Here is a 16818-nt window from a genome sequence, read left to right on the forward strand (position 1 = left end):
GTGCCTAACGGATCCTACGGGGCGGGCATTCCCGCGGCAGCGCAGCGCTCCAGGCGCACCGGCGCAAGTGCCCAGCAGGGTGTCAGCCCCGCGGGTAGCTGCTCTCGAAGAGCACCCGGGCCGGAGTCTCGGCAGTGCACGACGCCGTCAGCACGTACGCCTCCACCGTGCTGCTGTCCGTGCCGGGGAGGATGACGACGAAGGACTCGACGCCCTCGTAGAGCTTCCGCTCGGCGGCCAGTGGCTTGTCGGTGCGCTGCGTGGCCTTGAGTACGCAGGAGGGGACGGACGTCACGGTGCCGTTGGGCGCGGCGACGACGGTGTCCCCGCTCTCGCCCAGCATCGGGGATTTCGCCGGGCCGCCCATCGAGGAGCTTCCTGGACTGCTGAGGAGCCGCGCCACATCGATCGCCACCGTGTCCGGCGCGGCGTCGTCCCCGGACGAGCCCTTGGCCGAGGAGACGCTGTCCTTCTGCATACCCCCGGAGCCGCTGTGCGATGCCAGCTCGTACGTGAGCCCGCCCAGCATGAGGACCGCGGCGGCTCCGGCGGCGGTCAGCAGCAGGCGGCGTCCGCGCTGACTGGCCCGCCCGGAGCCGATGGGCGCCGACGGGCGGGTGGATGCCGACGGGCGGCCGGCAGGGGCCGATGTTCCACGTGGAACAGCGGGGCGGATTGCGCCGGGCCCGGGCCGCGGTGTTTCACGTGGAACATCCGCGTGCTCGCTCGTCGGCAGCGGCTCGGCAGCGAGTGCCGCGTCGATACGTGCGGCCACGTCCGCCGGCATCGGCTCGGGTGCCTCGGGGACCGGCAGCTCTGCGAGAAGTCCGCTGACCTCCTGGAGCGACGCCAGCACGTCCGCGCAATCGGCGCAGGAGTTGATGTGCGCGCGGACCTCGCTGGCCCGCTCGACCGGCAGGATGCCCTCGGCGAGGTCGGCGATCTCGACGACGTCGGGGTGCGCGTTCTGGTCCGTGCGCGATGTCATCGGGGGTCACCTCCGCCCTGTTCCGTTCCTGCCGGTGGGACGGATGGTTCCGCCGACCGGTTCCTCTGCCTGCCGGGGCCGCTGCCCGTACGATCCGCTCCGCCCGCCCGGAGATGGGTCAGGAGCGGCAGCAGCCGGGCGCGGCCCCGCGCGCATCTGCTCTTCACCGTGCCCTCGGGCACGGCCAGCACGGCGGCGGCCTCGGCCACCGGATAGCCCTGCATGTCGACCAGGACGAGTGCGGCGCGCTGTTCGGCGGGCAGCGTGGCCAGCGCCTCCAGCAGCTCGCGGTGCAGCTCCTCGCGTTCGGCGGGGGCCTCCGCGGATTCGTGTGGTTCGAGATGTGCCTCGAAGCTGTCCTCGTCGGCCATCGTGGCGGTCCGCCGGGACGCCGCCCGCCGGACCCGGTCCAGACAGGCGTTCACCGTGATGCGGTGCAGCCATGTCGTGACCGCCGCCTGACCACGGAAGGTGTGAGCGGAGCGAAAGGCCGACACCAACGCGTCCTGCACGGCGTCCGCCGCCTCCTCGCGGTCGCCCAGGGTGCGCAGGGCGACCGCCCACAGCCGGTCCCGGTGCCGGCGGACCAGCTCGCCGAAGGCGTCCGGCTCACCGGCCACATGGCGCGCGAGCAGGTCGGCGTCGACGGCTTCGCCGAGCGGTATTCGCTCTTCCAAGGCCGGATCCCCCCGTCCGCGGTCGGTCAGCCGATGACGCTGATCTCCGAGATCTTGCCACGGAACTGGCCGTTCGGGGCGAGCGGGAGCTTGGTCAGCCAGACGACCAGGTAGCGGGTGGTCACCGGGGAGGCGGGCTTGAGTGTCACCCGGGAGGTGCCGGAGCCGGAGGCGACCTTGGTGAAGCCGGTCGCCTGCTGCGGCTGGGTCCTCGTGCCCGGGGGTGCGGCCAGCAGCTCCAGGTCGGTGCCGCCCCCGGCCAGGTCGACGGTGACCGACGTAACGGGGTGGTCGGCGCCCAGGTCCAGCACGAGGCCGACGCCCTCCTTGAGGCCGCCGAGGTCCGCGCGGGTGTAGGCCAGCGTCTGCCAGTAGGTCGAGGCGTCCTTGTCATAGGCGTTGCCGACGAGCTTGGGCGATTCGGAGCCGTCGCCCTGGGGGTCGAACGACTTCGCCCCGACGATCGTCAGCGGAGCCACCGGCGGGGGCGCGGAGTGCGGCTGCGCCGTGGGCGTCGGTGTCGGGGTGGGAGTGGAGTTCTCCCGCGACTTCAGGGCGTCCGCGAGCTGCCAGCTGCCGAGCCCGATGGCCACGATCAGCAGTGCGGACACGGCCCACTTGAGCGCGCTGCCGGTGCGGCCCGGGAGCGCGGGCGGCGCGACCGGCGCGGACTCCGGGGCGGTGTAGAGGGACGCGTTGGCGGGCGGCTGCGGGGGCTGCTGGTAGACGTGCTGCCGGTAGACGGGCTTGGTGTGCTCGGGCGGCCGGATCCGCGGGATCCCGGCGACCGCCTTCGCCAGCTCCTCCGGGGTGGTGCAGGGCGGCTCCTCGCGGGAGGCGGTCGCACCGTCGTTGACGAGGGCGCGCATCGCCACGTCGGACAGAGCGCGGTGGACCCCGGCGCGCAGCTGGTCGGGCGCGACCAGACCGACGCCCTTGGGGAGTCCCGTCAGGCCGTGCGCGTCGTCCTCGTAGGGCCAGCGCTGGGTGAGGCAGGCGTAGATCAGGGCGCCGATCGCCTCGGTGTCCTGCCGCTGCGGGCGGTCGGCGCTCAGTCCGCGCAGGGCGGCGGCGACGGCGAGCCCGCGGATGCGGTACTGCCCGGAGCTGGTGCGCAGCACCGCGCCCGGGTCCAGCCGCAGATGGGCCAGACCCTCGCGGTGCGCGGCGGCCATGCCCTGGGAGACCTGGGCGGCCATCTGGTAGGTCTCGTGCGGCTCCATCGGGCCCGAGGCGAGCAGGTCCGCCAGCGAGATGGCGTCGGGCAGCCACTCGTGGATCACGTAGACCAGCTCGTCCTCCTCGACCGCGTCGAGGACCTGGACGAAGCGCGGGTCGCCGAGCAGCGCCGCCGACCGGGCCGCGGCCAGCACCTGCCGGGCCCGCGGGTGCTCGGCGGGCAGCAGGTGGATGCCGACGGCGCGGCGGAGCTTCTCGTCCACCGCGCGCCAGCTGCTGAAGCCGTCGACCCGGGTCACGCACTCGGCGAGCTGGTAGCGGCGGGCGAGCCGGTGGCCGCTGTGCAGTTCCGGCGCGGTCGGCTTGGGGCGGGGGCGCGGCTCGGGCTTGCCGACAGCAGGCTCGGCGGCGGTCTGCGGGGCCTCGGCGGGGGTTTCCGGTGTGTCGGTGCCGGAGTCGGCCGCGGGGCCCTCCACGGGCCGCTCATCGGTTTCGGGTCCGGTCTCGGCGAGGACTTCCGTATCGGTCCGGGCCTCGGCCGCCTCCTCGGAGCTGGTCGGTTCGGCGTCCGTCCCGGAGCCCGACGTCTCGGAGTGGGCCGTCCCGGAGTCGTCCGCCTCGGGTGCGGGCTCGGAGCCGGTGGACGTGTCGGGGTCGTGTGTCGTCTGCTGTGCGGTCACGTCGGTGGTGGGGTCGCCCTCTGCCGTGTCCTCGGACGTGGTGTCGCCGTCGGCGCTGCTGCCGTGCCGGCCGTCCGTCGGGGTTCCGTCGGGTGTGCCGTCCTGCTCGGGGTCAGACGGTGCGCTGCCCTCTTCGGCCACCTCGACGGCCGCCGTGCTCCGATCCGCCACCGTCGTTCCTGCCTCCCCATCCAGTGCACGATCTCACATCGAGCCGAGGACAATTGTGCCCGCAGTCCGGCTGTATGCACGACACGCGGCGGCCCGCGATGGTTGCCCACGGAGTGCTGTCGGCGGGCCGCTGGCGCGGTCAGCGCCCGAGCCGCCCCCGGACCATGCCGATCATGCCGTTCAGCTCCTGGATCCGCATCTGCTTCGCGATCAGCAGGAAGATGCCCATGAGCAGGCCGCCACCGACCACCAGCGACGCCAGCGACCCGGTCACCCCGCCGCCCAGCTTGTCGCTGAGCATCCACACCGCGATCCCGGCGATCCCGGCGGCCGGGATGCAGGCCCCGATGAGCCGGGCGTACGTGCGGACCACCCGGCGGCCGTCGAGGTCGCCGCCCAGTCGGCCGCGCAGCCGCTTGACGGCCACCCCGACGCCGACCGCGTAGGCGAGGCCGTAGGAGAACGCCATGCCGACCACGGCCCAGCGGGCGGGCAGCACCAGGAAGCAGATGCCGGAGGCCGCCGCGTTGACGGCGGCCACGATCACGGTGTTGTAGAAGGGGGTGCGGGTGTCCTCGAAGGCGTAGAAGCCGCGCAGGATGACGTACTGCACGGAGTAGGGGATCAGGCCGCCGCCGAAGGCCATCAGGATGAAGCCGATGTTGCGGGCGGAGCCCGCGTTGGTGCTCGCGTAGAGCAGGGTGCACATCGGGACGCCCAGCGCGAGGAAGGCGAAGGCGGCGGGCACGATCGCGACCGCCGAGGTGCGCAGGCCGTAGGAGATGTCGTCGCGGACCGCGGCAATGTCGCCGTCGGCGACGGCGCGGGAGATCCGCGGCAGCACCGCGGCCATCACCGACACCGTGATGATCGCCTGCGGCATCTGCCAGATGAGCAGCGCGTTGTTGTAGGCCGTGATGCCCGTGCCCTGGAAGCCGCTCTTGTCGGCGTTGGCGCCCGCCCAGGTGGCGAGCTGGGTGACCACGATCAGGCCGGCCTGGTTGGCGAGCACGAAGAAGAACGTCCACTTCGCGAGCTTGGCGGCCTTGCCGAGCCCGTGCCCGCGCCAGTCGAACCGCGGGCGGAACTTGAACCCGGCGTCCCGCAGGTAGGGCAGCATCGCGAGGGACTGCACCACCAGGCCGAGCAGGGTGCCGATGCCCAGCAGCCGGGCGCCCTCGGGGGTGATGGTGGTGGCGTCCATCCGCGTGGTGCTGTAGGAGCCGTAGACCCAGATGAACATGCCGAAGGTGAAGATCACCACGATGTTGTTCAGTACCGGGGTCCACATCATCGCGCCGAAGCGGCCGCGCGCGTTGAGCACCTGGCCCATGACCACGTGCACACCCATGAAGAAGATCGTGGGAAGGCAGTAGCGGGCGAAGGTGATCGCCACGTCGTACGTGTCCGGGTTGTCGGCGATCTTTGCGGACATCAGCCGGATGAGCAGCGGCGCCGCGATCACGGTGACCGCGACGATGCCGCCGAGGATCACCATCACCACGGTCAGCAGCCGGTTGGCGTACGCCGAGCCGCCGTCGTCGTCGTCCTTCATCGCCCGCACCAGCTGCGGGACGAACACCGAGTTCAGGCCGCCGCCGATGGTGAGGATGTAGATCATCGTCGGCAGGGTGTTCGCGACGGCGTAGGAGTCGCCGAGGGTCGCCACGCCGATCGCGGCGGCGATCACCAGGGTGCGTACGAAGCCGGTGAGGCGGGACACCAGGGTGCCCGCGGCCATCAGGGCGCTGGACTTGAGGATGCCGCCGCCCTTGGCCGCTGCCGCGGGGGCCGTGGGCGCGGGCGCCCGCCGGGGGGTGCCCGGGGCGGCCGGAGCGCCCTGCTGGGGACCCTGCGGGGAATGGCCGGGCTGGTAGTCCTGCGGCGGGTACGGCTGCTGCCCCTGGTCCTCGTAGGGCTGCTGGTACGGCTCCTGGTAGGGCTGCTGGTACGGGTAGCCGTAGCGGGGGTCGGCGTAGCGCGGGTCGACGTACTGCTGGTCGGCGTAGCGCGCGTCGCCGTACGCCTGGCTCTGGTACATCTCCTGGGCGTAGCCGGTGTCCTGGAAGACCGGCAGGGAGAAGCCGGTCGTCTCGTTCGCCGACGGCATGTGCGGATAGCCGGCCGGGTAGCCGTACTGCTGCGACGGGTACCCCTGGTAGCCACCGCCCTGCTGGTGACCGCCCTGTCCGCCCTGGTAGCCGTCCTGCGGGTAGCCCTGCTGCTGGTGGTAGTCCTGCTGCGGGTAGTTCTGCTCGTACCCGCTCTGCTGGTAGCCGGTGCGCGGGTCGTAGCCGCCCTGCTGTTGCTGCTGGGGGTAGCCCTGCTGGTAGCCGCCGTCCTGCTGCGGATACTGCGGCTGCTGGTCGCGGAAGAGGTGCGCGAAGGCGTCGTACTCCTGGCCCTGCTGCTCCTGCCCCTGGACCGGCGCGTCCGCCGCCGGGTACTGCGGGTACTGCGCCGCGGCCGCGTCCGGGTACGGGTTCTGCTCCGGGTAGCCGGACTGCTGCTGCCACTGTGCCGGATCCTGCTGCTGGTACGGATCGTAGGCATACGTGTTCTGCAGATACGGGTCGGGTGCCGCCGGACCCTCGTCGGGAGATTGGGGCATCTGGCCCGCAGAGTCGCGGTCACCGTCGTACGGCGCGTTCATCAGTGCCCCACCTTATTGTCTCCGGCTACCCGTCCACTTTCTCACCTGCTGGTGATGGCTCCCGGGTTTCCGGCCCGGTGTCAGCGGCAGGGTCACCCGGCTGCTCCGGGTCCGTTCCGTCCGTGTCCTCGTCGCCGTCCCCGCCGTCGCCGCCGTCGTCCCCACCGCCCGAGGCGGCCAGTTTCTTGCGCTGACGGTAGATCCGTACCCCGGCCAGGACCAGGAGCAGCAATCCGGCGCCGATGACGAGCATCACAAGGTCGGTGACCTTGTTGATGTGGACATCGAAGGACGTCGAGCTGCCGTACATCTGATTGTCCACGGTGTACAGGGCGGCGACGACGTTCACCGTCCCGTTCGCGCCGGCCTTGGTCTGGAACTTCAGGGTACGGGTGTGGCCACCGTCGATGGCGATCGGCTGGTCGGAGTCCTTGATCTCCAGCCTGATGTTGGCGCCCGACGTGAGCTTCAGCACCACGTTCACCGGCTGGCCGAGCTCGTTCTTCACCGTGATCGGGATGGTGCCGCTGCGTCCGGACAGGGTCAGCGTTGTCTTGTCGACGATGTGGACCGAGTCGATGAGGTCCGTGAGGTACAGGCCGATCGCGTTGCGGTAGGCCATGGCGCCCGCCACGTTGCCGCGCCAGTTGGTGGACATCGAGCGGAGCACCGCGTTGCCGAACGGGACGGTGACGCGGTCCTGGCGGGTGAGGATCACCACGAAGGTGTTGAGGTGCTTCTGCGTCTCGTGGATCTGGGCGAAGTCCTGGACGGTCGACTCCTGCTTGCGCAGCGCCGCCGGATAGGACTTCGCCGACGGCACCGAATGGTTGGCGCGCGGGTCGGCGTGGGCGGAGGCGGCCTCGTCGAAGTAGACCGGTGTGGCCCATGCGGCCGTCGAGGTCTCGTGGATCGCCTCCGCCATGGCCCGGGCCTGGGCGACGGTGGGCATCCGCTGCGGTGCGACCACCACCGAGCGCTGCCTCTCCGGCGCCTCCATGGTGATCATCAGGGTCTGTGCGATGTAGCTCTGCACCGCGAGGTTGGTGTCCTCGGCGTCGGACATCGTGCCGCTGAAGGCGGTCGACAGCGTCGCGTCGCTGACCACGGCCGTGGTGCCCTTGCCGATGGACCGGGCCGCGTTCGGCGTGTGGTCCAGGTCGTCGCTCTCGTGGAAGGTGTCGCTGCGCGCGATGATCCGCTTGGCGCCGCCGGTCCGGGCCACCGAGACGATGGACGGGTCGATCGCGCCGTCCACCGGCCATGCCACGTCGGCGGTCGGCGTGCTGCCGAGGATCGTCTCGACGGTGGTCAGCCCGAGCGTCGTGCCGGTCTTCAGATAGCCCGTGGTGCCGGGGACCTTCTGTCCCTGGTGGGCCACGGAGGCCAGGTCGGTGTCACCGAAGGGGAGGGCGATCACCTCGTCGCCGGCGACCGCGAGTCTGAGGTCGTTCAGCCACTGCTTGGCGAGGTCGGTGCCCCTCCCGGCGGTGGTCTTGGTGACGTCGCCGCCGGGGCCCACCACCCGGTAGCCCTTGGTCATGAACTCCACGGTGGCCAGCAGATCGGGATCGACGACCCAGGTCACCTGCAGATTGCGGGCCAGATCGACCATCGTCCGCAGCCGCCCGCCCGGCGCCAGCTCGGTGGCGAGGTCGTCGTCGAGGAAGATCGGGCTGCGCTGGGAGTCGGTGTCGCCGCGCGGCGCGATGTGCGAGGTGTCGATGAGCGGCCACAGATAGCTGATCTTGGTGTGCTTGGTGCCGGTGGCGTCGTCCGCGCCGTACCAGGGCAGGAAGGTGCGCTTGATGCCGACGACGTGCTCCGACGGGTCGGACGAGGTGCTGCCCTCCAGCGCCACGCCCAGCTGGTAGACACCCGCGTCGGTGAAGTCGAGGGCGCTGACCGGGACGGTGAGGGTGAAGGTGGTCTTCCCGCCCGGCGGGAGGTCGGCCACGGTGGCGGTGTGGTTCTCGACCTCGTCGCCGTCCTGCGCGTAGCTGTAGCCGGTGCGGGAAGCCGAGTCCTTGAGAGCACTGCGGGTGTCCAGCGGGCCGTCGGAGCGCACCCGGAAGCCCACATGGGCACCGGTGACCGCGGACTTGCCGTTGTTGGTGAGTCGGCCGGAGACGGTGACCGTTCCGCCCTTGGCCGGGATGCGAGGGGTGAGGGCGTCCAGCGAGACCGTGACCGCACGCGAGCCGGACGGAGCGGCCGCCTGGGCGGCGGGCGCGGTGGTGGCCTGCAGCAGCCCGGTCAGCAGGGCCCCGCCGGTCGCCAGAGCCAGGACCTGTGCCATCCGGCGCCGGACCCGGGACGGGGACTTTCCGGGTGACTGTGCCGCCTCGCCCACGCGTTCGCCCGTCCTCGTCTGTGAATCTGATCGTCTGCCGTGCTGGTCCATCCGATGTGCGTGCTGGCATGGTAACGATCGGCGCTGTGCCGCAGTGCCGTGGACGGCAGCTTGATACGGGCTTGGTACCGGAGCCCGGACGGGCCGGGAAACCTGTGCGCGCGGGGCGCCCGCGGACCCGTACCCTTTTACGTTGTGCCGAATGCCAACAATGCCGCTCAGACCCCGTCGTCCGCCGGTGCCGCCCAGGCCTCCCGCCAGGTCGAGCCCGTCGCCGAGGAGCTGGGGCGCCGCTTCCGCGCCGCCGGCTTCGCCCTCGCCCTGGTCGGCGGCTCGGTCCGGGACACCCTGCTGGGCCGGCTCGGCAACGACCTGGACTTCACCACTGACGCGCGCCCCGAGCAGGTCCTGAAGATCCTGCGGCCGTGGGCGGACGCCGTGTGGGAGGTCGGCATCGCCTTCGGCACCGTCGGCGGCATGAAGAAGGCGCAGGGGCTGGACGGCACCACACGCGGCTTCCAGATCGAGGTCACCACCTACCGCAGCGAGGCGTACGACCGCACGTCCCGCAAGCCCGAGGTCTCCTACGGCGACACCATCGAGGAGGACCTGGTCCGCCGGGACTTCACGGTGAACGCCATGGCGGTGGCGCTGCCCGGCAGCGACTTCATCGACCCCTACGGCGGCCTCAACGACCTCGCGGCCCGGGTGCTGCGCACCCCGGGTGCGCCCGAGGCGTCCTTCTCCGACGATCCGCTGCGGATGCTGCGGGCCGCCCGCTTCGCCGCCCAGCTGGACTTCGAGGTGGCGCCCGAGGTGGTCGTCGCCATGACGGAGATGGCCGACCGGATCGAGATCGTCTCGGCCGAGCGGATCCGGGACGAGCTGAACAAGCTGATCCTCTCCGACCACCCGCGCAAGGGGCTGCGGCTGCTGGTGGACACAGGGCTCGCCGACCGGGTGCTGCCCGAGCTGTCGGCCCTGCGGCTGGAGCGTGACGAGCACTTCCGGCACAAGGACGTCTACGAGCACACGCTGACGGTGCTGGAGCAGGCGATCGACCTGGAGCAGGACGGCCCTGACCTGGTGCTGCGGCTCGCCGCGCTGTTGCACGACATCGGCAAGCCCAAGACCCGGCGTTTCGAGTCGGACGGCCGGGTGTCCTTCCACCACCACGAGGTGGTGGGCGCCAAGCTGACCAAGGCGCGCATGCTCCAGCTGAAGTACTCCAACGAGCTGGTCAAGGACGTCTCCCGGCTGGTCGAGCTGCATCTGCGCTTCCACGGCTACGGCGGCGGCGAGTGGACGGACTCCGCGGTGCGCCGCTACGTACGGGACGCGGGGCCGCTGCTGGAGCGGCTGCACAAGCTCACCCGCTCCGACTGCACGACCCGCAACAAGCGCAAGGCGGCGGCGCTGTCGCGGACGTACGACAGCCTGGAGGCCCGGATCGCCGAGCTCCAGGAGCAGGAGGAGCTGGACGCGATCCGGCCCGATCTGGACGGCAACCAGATCATGTCGATCCTGGGTGTCCCGCCGGGGCCGGTGGTGGGCAAGGCGTACCAGCATCTGCTGGAGCTGCGGCTGGAGAACGGCCCGCTGGGTGAGGAGGCCGCGACCGCGGCCCTGCACGAGTGGTGGGCGGCGCAGTCCGCCGGATGAGGCCGGGCTCCTCGGCGGTGGTGGTGGCGGGCGGCCATGTTTCACGTGGAACATGGCCGCCCGTGTTGTTCCCCCCGTGTCGGTCGGCCGGGGGTCAGTTCGCCGAGGTGCTCGCGCGCGGTGTTTCACGTGAAACATCGCGGACCCGCGCCATCCCCAGCGCGGTGGCGGCGTAGATGAGCGCGAGGGCCACGATCAGTACCGGCGAGCGTCCGTCGGCGGGCAGCACCAGGGCCGCGACCGCGGCGGCGCCCACGAAGGCGACGTTGAAGACCACGTCGTAGACCGAGAAGACCCGGCCCCGGTACGCGTCGTCCACCTGCGCCTGCACGACCGTGTCGGTGGCGATCTTGGCGCCCTGTGTGGTGAGCCCGAACACGACCGCGGCGAGCATCATGGGCGCGAGCGTGAAGGACAGCGCGAGCGGCGGCAGCAGCACCGCCGAGGCGGCACAGCACCCGACGATCCACCCGGAGGTGCCGAACCGCCCGGTGGCCCAGGGCGTGATGAGCGCCGCGGCGAAGAACCCGGCCGCCGACAGCCCCACGGCGAGCCCCAGCAGGCCGAGCCCCGCATCGGCGTCGGAGGCGTCGGACCAGGAGTAGCGGCAGAGCATCAGCAGGGTCACGGTGAGCGCGCCGAAGCAGAAGCGCATGGCCGTCATGGCCGCCATCGCCCGCGCGGCCGGCGGCCTGCGACGCAGATGCCCCATCCCTTCGCGCAGCCCCTGCGCGGTCCCGGCGAGGGCGGACAGCACACGCGGGCGCACCCGCTCGGGGTCGGGACCGAGCAGATCGCGTCCCAGGGTGAGCGCGGCCAGACCGGCGCACAGGTAGAGCAGCGCCCCGAGCAGCACGGTCGTGGCGTTGGCCGCGTCGCCCTCGGCGGCGAAGAGGTGGACCACGAACGCGGCGCCGCCGCCGACGGTGGCCGCCAGGGTGCCTGCGGTCGGGGAGAGCGCGTTGGCGGTCACCAGGGCGTCCCGGTCCACCACCCGGGGCAGGGCCGCGGAGAGTCCGGCCAGGACGAAGCGGTTGACCGCCGTCACCGACAGGGCGGACAGGTAGAACAGCCAGTCCGGGACGTGCAGCAGGATGAGCCCCGCGGTGCCGCAGGACAGCACCGCCCGCAGCAGGTTGCAGTAGAGCAGCACCTGGCGGCGCCGCCAGCGGTCGAGCAGGACGCCGGTGAAAGGGCCGAGCAGCGAGTAGGGCAGCAGCAGGACCGCCATCGCGGAGGCGACCGCCCCCGGGGTCGCCTGCTTCTCCGGCGAGAAGACCACGTAGGCGGCCAGTGCGATTTGGAAGACGCCGTCGGACAGCTGGGACAGCAGGCGTACCCCGAGCAGCCGGCGGAAGTCCGGCTGCCGCAGCAGAACGCGCAGGTCACGCAGAAGGCCCATGCGCACAGCCTCACACGACGCGTAAGGCCCCGGGTACGCGACCCAGGGCCTTACGTGTGAGAGCCGTAAGCAGCGCGAACGCTACGGACCCGTGCGAGCGGTGTGTCAGCGCTCGACGTCGCCGCGGATGAACTTCTCCACGTTCTCGCGGGCCTCGTCGTCGAAGTACTGCACCGGCGGGGACTTCATGAAGTACGAGGACGCCGACAGGATCGGGCCGCCGATGCCGCGGTCCTTGGCGATCTTCGCGGCACGCAGGGCGTCGATGATGACACCGGCGGAGTTCGGGGAGTCCCAGACCTCCAGCTTGTACTCCAGGTTCAGCGGGACGTCACCAAAGGCGCGGCCCTCGAGGCGGACGTACGCCCACTTCCGGTCGTCGAGCCACTGCACGTAGTCGGACGGGCCGATGTGCACGTTCTTGGCGCCGAGGTCGCGGTCGGGGATCTGCGAGGTGACGGCCTGCGTCTTGGAGATCTTCTTGGACTCCAGGCGCTCGCGCTCGAGCATGTTCTTGAAGTCCATGTTGCCGCCGACGTTCAGCTGCATGGTGCGCTCGAGGACCACACCGCGGTCCTCGAAGAGCTTGGCCATCACGCGGTGCGTGATGGTCGCGCCCACCTGCGACTTGATGTCGTCGCCGACGATCGGCACACCGGCCTCGGTGAACTTGTCCGCCCACTCCTTGGTGCCGGCGATGAAGACCGGGAGGGCGTTGACGAAGGCGACCTTGGCGTCGATGGCGCACTGGGCGTAGAACTTCGCCGCGGCCTCGGAACCGACGGGCAGGTAGCAGACCAGCACGTCCACCTGGCGGTCCTTGAGCACCTGGACGACGTCCACGGGCTCCTCGGCGGACTCCTCGATGGTCTCCCGGTAGTACTTGCCGAGGCCGTCGAGCGTGTGGCCGCGCTGGACCGTCACGCCGGTCTGCGGCACGTCGCAGATCTTGATGGTGTTGTTCTCGCTGGCGCCGATGGCGTCCGCGAGGTCGAGGCCGACCTTCTTCGCGTCGACGTCGAAGGCGGCGACGAACTCGACGTCGCGCACGTGGTAGTCGCCGAACTGCACGTGCATGAGACCAGGCACCTTGCCGTCCGGGTCAGCGTCCTTGTAGTACTCGACGCCCTGCACCAGCGACGTGGCGCAGTTGCCCACACCGACGATGGCTACGCGAACCGCGCCCATACCCGTTGCTCCCTGTGTAATCGTCACGCGGTTCCCCGGGCTTCGGGTCGGCCGCCGTTCTCTTGGTTGTTGTCGTTGTCGTCCCGCTGATCGGGCGAGCGCATCGTGCGCCCGGCCCGCTCGGTCTCGATCAGCTCGTTGAGCCAGCGGACCTCGCGCTCCACCGACTCCATGCCGTGCCGCTGCAGCTCGAGCGTGTAGTCGTCGAGCCGCTCGCGGGTGCGGGCCAGTGAGACGCGCATCTTCTCCAGGCGCTCCTCCAGGCGGCTGCGCCGCCCTTCGAGCACCCGCATCCTGACGTCCTTGGACGTCTGGCCGAAGAAGGCGAAGCGGGCTGCGAAGTGCTCGTCCTCCCAGGCGTCGGGACCTGAGTGGGCCAGGAGCTCCTCGAAGTGCTCCTTGCCCGCCGCCGTTAGCCGGTAGACGATCTTCGCACGGCGCCCGGCCAGAGGCGCGGCGTGCGGATCGCTGTCCACCGCCGGCTCCTCCACCAGCCACCCCAGCGCGACCAGCGTCTTCAGACAGGGATACAGGCTCCCGTAACTGAAGGCCCGGAAGACCCCGAGCGAGGTATTGAGCCGCTTGCGCAGCTCGTACCCGTGCATCGGGGACTCGCGCAGCAAACCGAGAACCGCGAATTCGAGGATTCCGGAGCGCTTGCTCAATGGCCCGTCCCTCGTCCTCTCGTTTCGCGCTTCTGTCGATCCGATGTATCGAGTCGATACATCGTGACGATAGAGCGGCGCGAGACATCGCGCAAGGCGAGCTCTCGTGACCGGCGTCACATCCGTAAACCTGTGAGCTCCGCGGAGCCCGCTATGTGGTGAACATACGCATCGTGGGTCTTTTGACCCTGCGTACTCTGTTCGCCATGCGGAGCACCGGGAACCCCACGCCGCTGGCGGGCGTCTTGATCCACGGTGCAGTGCGGCCTGACCCAGCCGCATGCAGGGGGACCGTCCGCAATGTCACCGATGCCTTCAGGCGAACCCGCCTGTCGAGGAGTAGCTGTTCATGAGCGAGCACCGTCGCAAGCAGCAGCCGCCGTCGCCGTCCGGCGGCCGCGCAGCCGCCCGGCGCGGGGGACAGCAGCCGACGCCCCCGCCGTCCGGCGGCCACCGGTCCGGAGGCGGCCCGCCGCCCGGCGACCGCGGCGGACGCGACGTCCCCGCCGGATCGCCGAGCGGTTCGCACGGCCCACGGGCCGACGGCCCGGACATCATCGGCGGCGGCAGGGACTCCGGCGGTGAGCCCTACCAGGGCCGGGCGGCGGCGCGCCGCGCGGCCCAGGGGCACGGGCGGCGCCGAGGCGGCGGCGCGGGCAGCGGTCCGGGCGGGCCGGGGGGCCCGGCGGGACGTGGCGGGCGGGGGCCCGCCAGGCGCCCCGGCAAGAAGCGCTTCATCGACTACCCGCGCTTCGGCAAGGACGGCTGGCGTCGCTGGATGCCGTCCTGGCGGCAGGTCACCGCGCTCTGCGTCGGTTTCATCGGCACCCTCGTCGGCATCGCGGGCATCGCGTACGCCATGGTGGACGTCCCCGACGTGAACAAGGCCTCGCAGGCCCAGAACAACGTCTACTACTGGGCCGACGGCTCCCGCATGGTCACCGGTGGCGGCAGCGTCAACCGGCAGAACATCCCGTACGAGAAGATCCCCAAGGCCATGCGCGACGCGGTGATCTCGGCGGAGAACAAGAGCTTCGAGACGGACAAGGGCGTCGACCCGAAGGGCATCGCCCGCGCGCTGTTCAACATGGCGCGCGGCGGCGAGACCCAGGGCGGCTCGACGATCACCCAGCAGTACGTCAAGAACACCATGCTGGATCAGTCGCAGACGGTGAGCCGCAAGTTCAAAGAGCTGTTCATCTCCATAAAGGTCGGCCGCACGGTCGGCAAGAACGACATCATGGCCGGCTATCTGAACACCTCGTACTTCGGACGGGGCGCGTGGGGTATCCAGGCCGCAGCGCAGACGTATTACCACGTCGACGCCGAGAAGCTCGATCCCAGCCAGTGCGCGATGCTCGCCGCGCTGCTGAAGGGCCCGACGTACTACGACCCCAACGGCAACGTGAGCATCGACAGCTCGGCGACGCCCGCCGCGAACAGGGCGCGTGCCGAATCCCGCTGGAAGTCGATCCTCGACAACGAGGTCCGTTTCGGTCACATGAGCGCCGCCAGGCGCGCGACGTACACCAAATTCCCGGACCCGGACGGGCTCAAGGCCCAGGTCGGAATGAGCGGCCAGATCGGCTACCTGGTCTCGACGGCCAACAACTACATAATCCAGCACTCCAATCCGAAGATCACCCAGGACATGCTGGACCGGGGCGGCTATCAGATCTACACGACCTTCGACAAAGCCAAGGTCGACGCGCTGAAGACCTCCGTCGAGAAGGTCCAGGCGGAGCGGATCAAGCCCGGAGCCGGGCACATGTACACCGGCGGCGACCCCCAGTTCAAGGGTGACGCCGACACCAACGTGCAGTTCGGCGCGGCCTCCGTCGTACCGGGTGACGGCAAGATCGTGGCCCTCTACGGCGGCCCCGGCATGGACAAGGGCGAGTTCAACAACAATGCCGACACCCTGGGCGTCCCCGTCGGTTCAACTTTCAAGCCCTTCGTGCTCGCCGCCGCGATGACCTACGGCACGAACTACAGCGACGGCAAGCCGCTCACGCCGGACAGCAAGTACAACGCCGACGACCTGATCCCGATCAAGGACCACGACGGCAACCAGATCAAGACCAAGGACGGCTCGGTCTTCCGACAGAAGAACGAGTCCGGTACCAAGTGGGGCTACGTCACCTTGAACAAGGCGATGGAGCAGTCCATCAACTCCCCCTTCGTCCAGCTCGGCGAGGACGTCGGCCTGGACAAGGTGAGGGACGTCGCGCTCAAGTCCGGCATCCTCGAGGACTCGATGAAGGCCACCCAGAACGTCGCCTCGTTCTCCATCGGCACCTCGACGCCCAGCGCGATCCGTATGGCGAACGCCTACGGGACGTTCGCCGACTCGGGCGTCTCCGTCGAGCCGTACTCGGTGACCAAGGTGCTGCACGACGGGGACACCGACCACGCGTTCAAGAGGCCGGAGCGCACCAAGACGGTGGCGCTCCAGCCCGCGGTCGCCGACACCGTGACCCAGGTGCTGCAGAACGTGGTGAAGAAGGGCACCGGTAAGGCCGCGCTGGCGTTGCACCGCGACGTGGCCGGCAAGACCGGTACCACCGACACCGACGGGGGCACGCGGTCGGCCTGGTTCGTCGGCTACACCCAGCAGCTGTCCACCTCGGTCGTGATGTTCCGGCAGGACTCCAAGAAGGCGCAGCTGCAGCCGATGGCCGGCACCGGTGGCCCGACGTCGACCACCCACGGTGGTGACATCCCGGCGACCATGTGGACCAACTACATGAAGGTCGCGCTCGGCAACTCCGACGACCCCGGCTTCCCGAAGCCCGGCAAGATCGGCGACGGCAAGACGATCAGCGAGGAGGGCGCGCCGTCCCCGACGCCGTCGATGACGACGTCGCCGACCCCGACCACCTCGCCGACTCCGTCGCAGACGCCCACCCAAGGCCCGACCGAGACGCCGACGTGGCAGCCGCCGACCGACACACCGTCGCCCACGGACACACCGCGCTGCTCGATCTTCAACCCGCAGGACTGCAACAGCTCCTCGCCGACGTCCTCGCCGACGGCGACGGACACCGGGCCCCCGGGACGCAACAACAACGGAGGCACCCGAGGCAACTCGGGCTGACGGCCCCCGGGAGCCCGTCCCCGCCCGGGGCCGGGCTCCCGGACCGCTGAGGCCGGGCCTTTCCCAGACCCCGTGCCGGTCGCCGATCCGCATCCGGATCGCA

Annotated in this window: 10 protein-coding genes; 2 read left to right on the plus strand and 8 right to left on the minus strand. The window is 70.6% G+C overall.

From position 1 onward, the window contains the following. Positions 1–82: 82 nt before the first annotated feature. The 5 genes from ACH4PY_RS02690 to ACH4PY_RS02710 all read right to left on the minus strand — a co-directional run bounded on the left by ACH4PY_RS02690 (position 83) and on the right by ACH4PY_RS02710 (position 8647). Positions 83–988 carry an anti-sigma factor family protein gene (locus ACH4PY_RS02690; protein ID WP_398175144.1) on the minus strand — a complete coding sequence of 302 codons (906 nt, stop codon included), beginning with the start codon at positions 986–988 and terminating at the stop codon, positions 83–85. Then, on the minus strand, positions 985–1665 hold the full coding sequence (gene sigM / locus ACH4PY_RS02695; RefSeq protein ID WP_398175146.1) for an RNA polymerase sigma factor SigM: 681 nt from the start codon (positions 1663–1665) through the stop codon (positions 985–987). The genes ACH4PY_RS02690 and sigM overlap by 4 nt, the downstream gene beginning before the upstream one ends. Positions 1666–1691: 26 nt before the next feature. Continuing rightward, complete coding sequence (locus tag ACH4PY_RS02700; RefSeq protein WP_398176044.1) at positions 1692–3320, minus strand: protein kinase family protein; 1629 nt, start codon at positions 3318–3320, stop codon at positions 1692–1694. 514 nt (positions 3321–3834) lie between these two features. Continuing rightward, a complete protein-coding gene (gene murJ / locus ACH4PY_RS02705) occupies positions 3835–6306 on the minus strand; it encodes a murein biosynthesis integral membrane protein MurJ (RefSeq protein ID WP_398175148.1) in 2472 nt (823 codons plus the stop codon). A gap of 67 nt (positions 6307–6373) precedes the next feature. Then, positions 6374–8647 carry a DUF6049 family protein gene (locus ACH4PY_RS02710; protein ID WP_398175150.1) on the minus strand — a complete coding sequence of 758 codons (2274 nt, stop codon included), beginning with the start codon at positions 8645–8647 and terminating at the stop codon, positions 6374–6376. Positions 8648–8896: 249 nt separating this feature from the next. Here ACH4PY_RS02710 and ACH4PY_RS02715 point away from each other — a divergent pair, with 249 nt between their 5' ends. Continuing rightward, on the plus strand, positions 8897–10363 hold the full coding sequence (locus ACH4PY_RS02715) for a CCA tRNA nucleotidyltransferase (protein WP_398175152.1): 1467 nt from the start codon (positions 8897–8899) through the stop codon (positions 10361–10363). Positions 10364–10457: 94 nt separating this feature from the next. On the opposite strand, the gene ACH4PY_RS02720 is transcribed toward ACH4PY_RS02715, so the two are convergent. From ACH4PY_RS02720 to ACH4PY_RS02730, 3 genes are all read right to left on the minus strand, one after another. Further along, positions 10458–11765 carry an MFS transporter gene (locus ACH4PY_RS02720; protein WP_398175154.1) on the minus strand — a complete coding sequence of 436 codons (1308 nt, stop codon included), beginning with the start codon at positions 11763–11765 and terminating at the stop codon, positions 10458–10460. A gap of 105 nt (positions 11766–11870) precedes the next feature. Beyond that, positions 11871–12953 carry an inositol-3-phosphate synthase gene (locus tag ACH4PY_RS02725; RefSeq protein WP_398175156.1) on the minus strand — a complete coding sequence of 361 codons (1083 nt, stop codon included), beginning with the start codon at positions 12951–12953 and terminating at the stop codon, positions 11871–11873. A 23-nt stretch (positions 12954–12976) separates the two neighbouring features. Next, positions 12977–13618, minus strand: a complete 642-nt coding sequence (locus ACH4PY_RS02730; RefSeq protein WP_398175158.1) for a helix-turn-helix transcriptional regulator — start codon at positions 13616–13618, stop codon at positions 12977–12979. 349 nt (positions 13619–13967) lie between these two features. On the opposite strand from ACH4PY_RS02730, the gene ACH4PY_RS02735 reads away from it, so the two are divergent. Beyond that, positions 13968–16715: a transglycosylase domain-containing protein gene (locus tag ACH4PY_RS02735; protein WP_398175160.1), complete on the plus strand. Its 2748-nt coding sequence runs from the start codon at positions 13968–13970 to the stop codon at positions 16713–16715. Positions 16716–16818: the final 103 nt, after the last annotated feature.

Origin of the sequence: Streptomyces sp. NPDC021224, assembly GCF_044332905.1 — a bacterium.
Classification (GTDB): Bacteria; Actinomycetota; Actinomycetes; order Streptomycetales; family Streptomycetaceae; genus Actinacidiphila.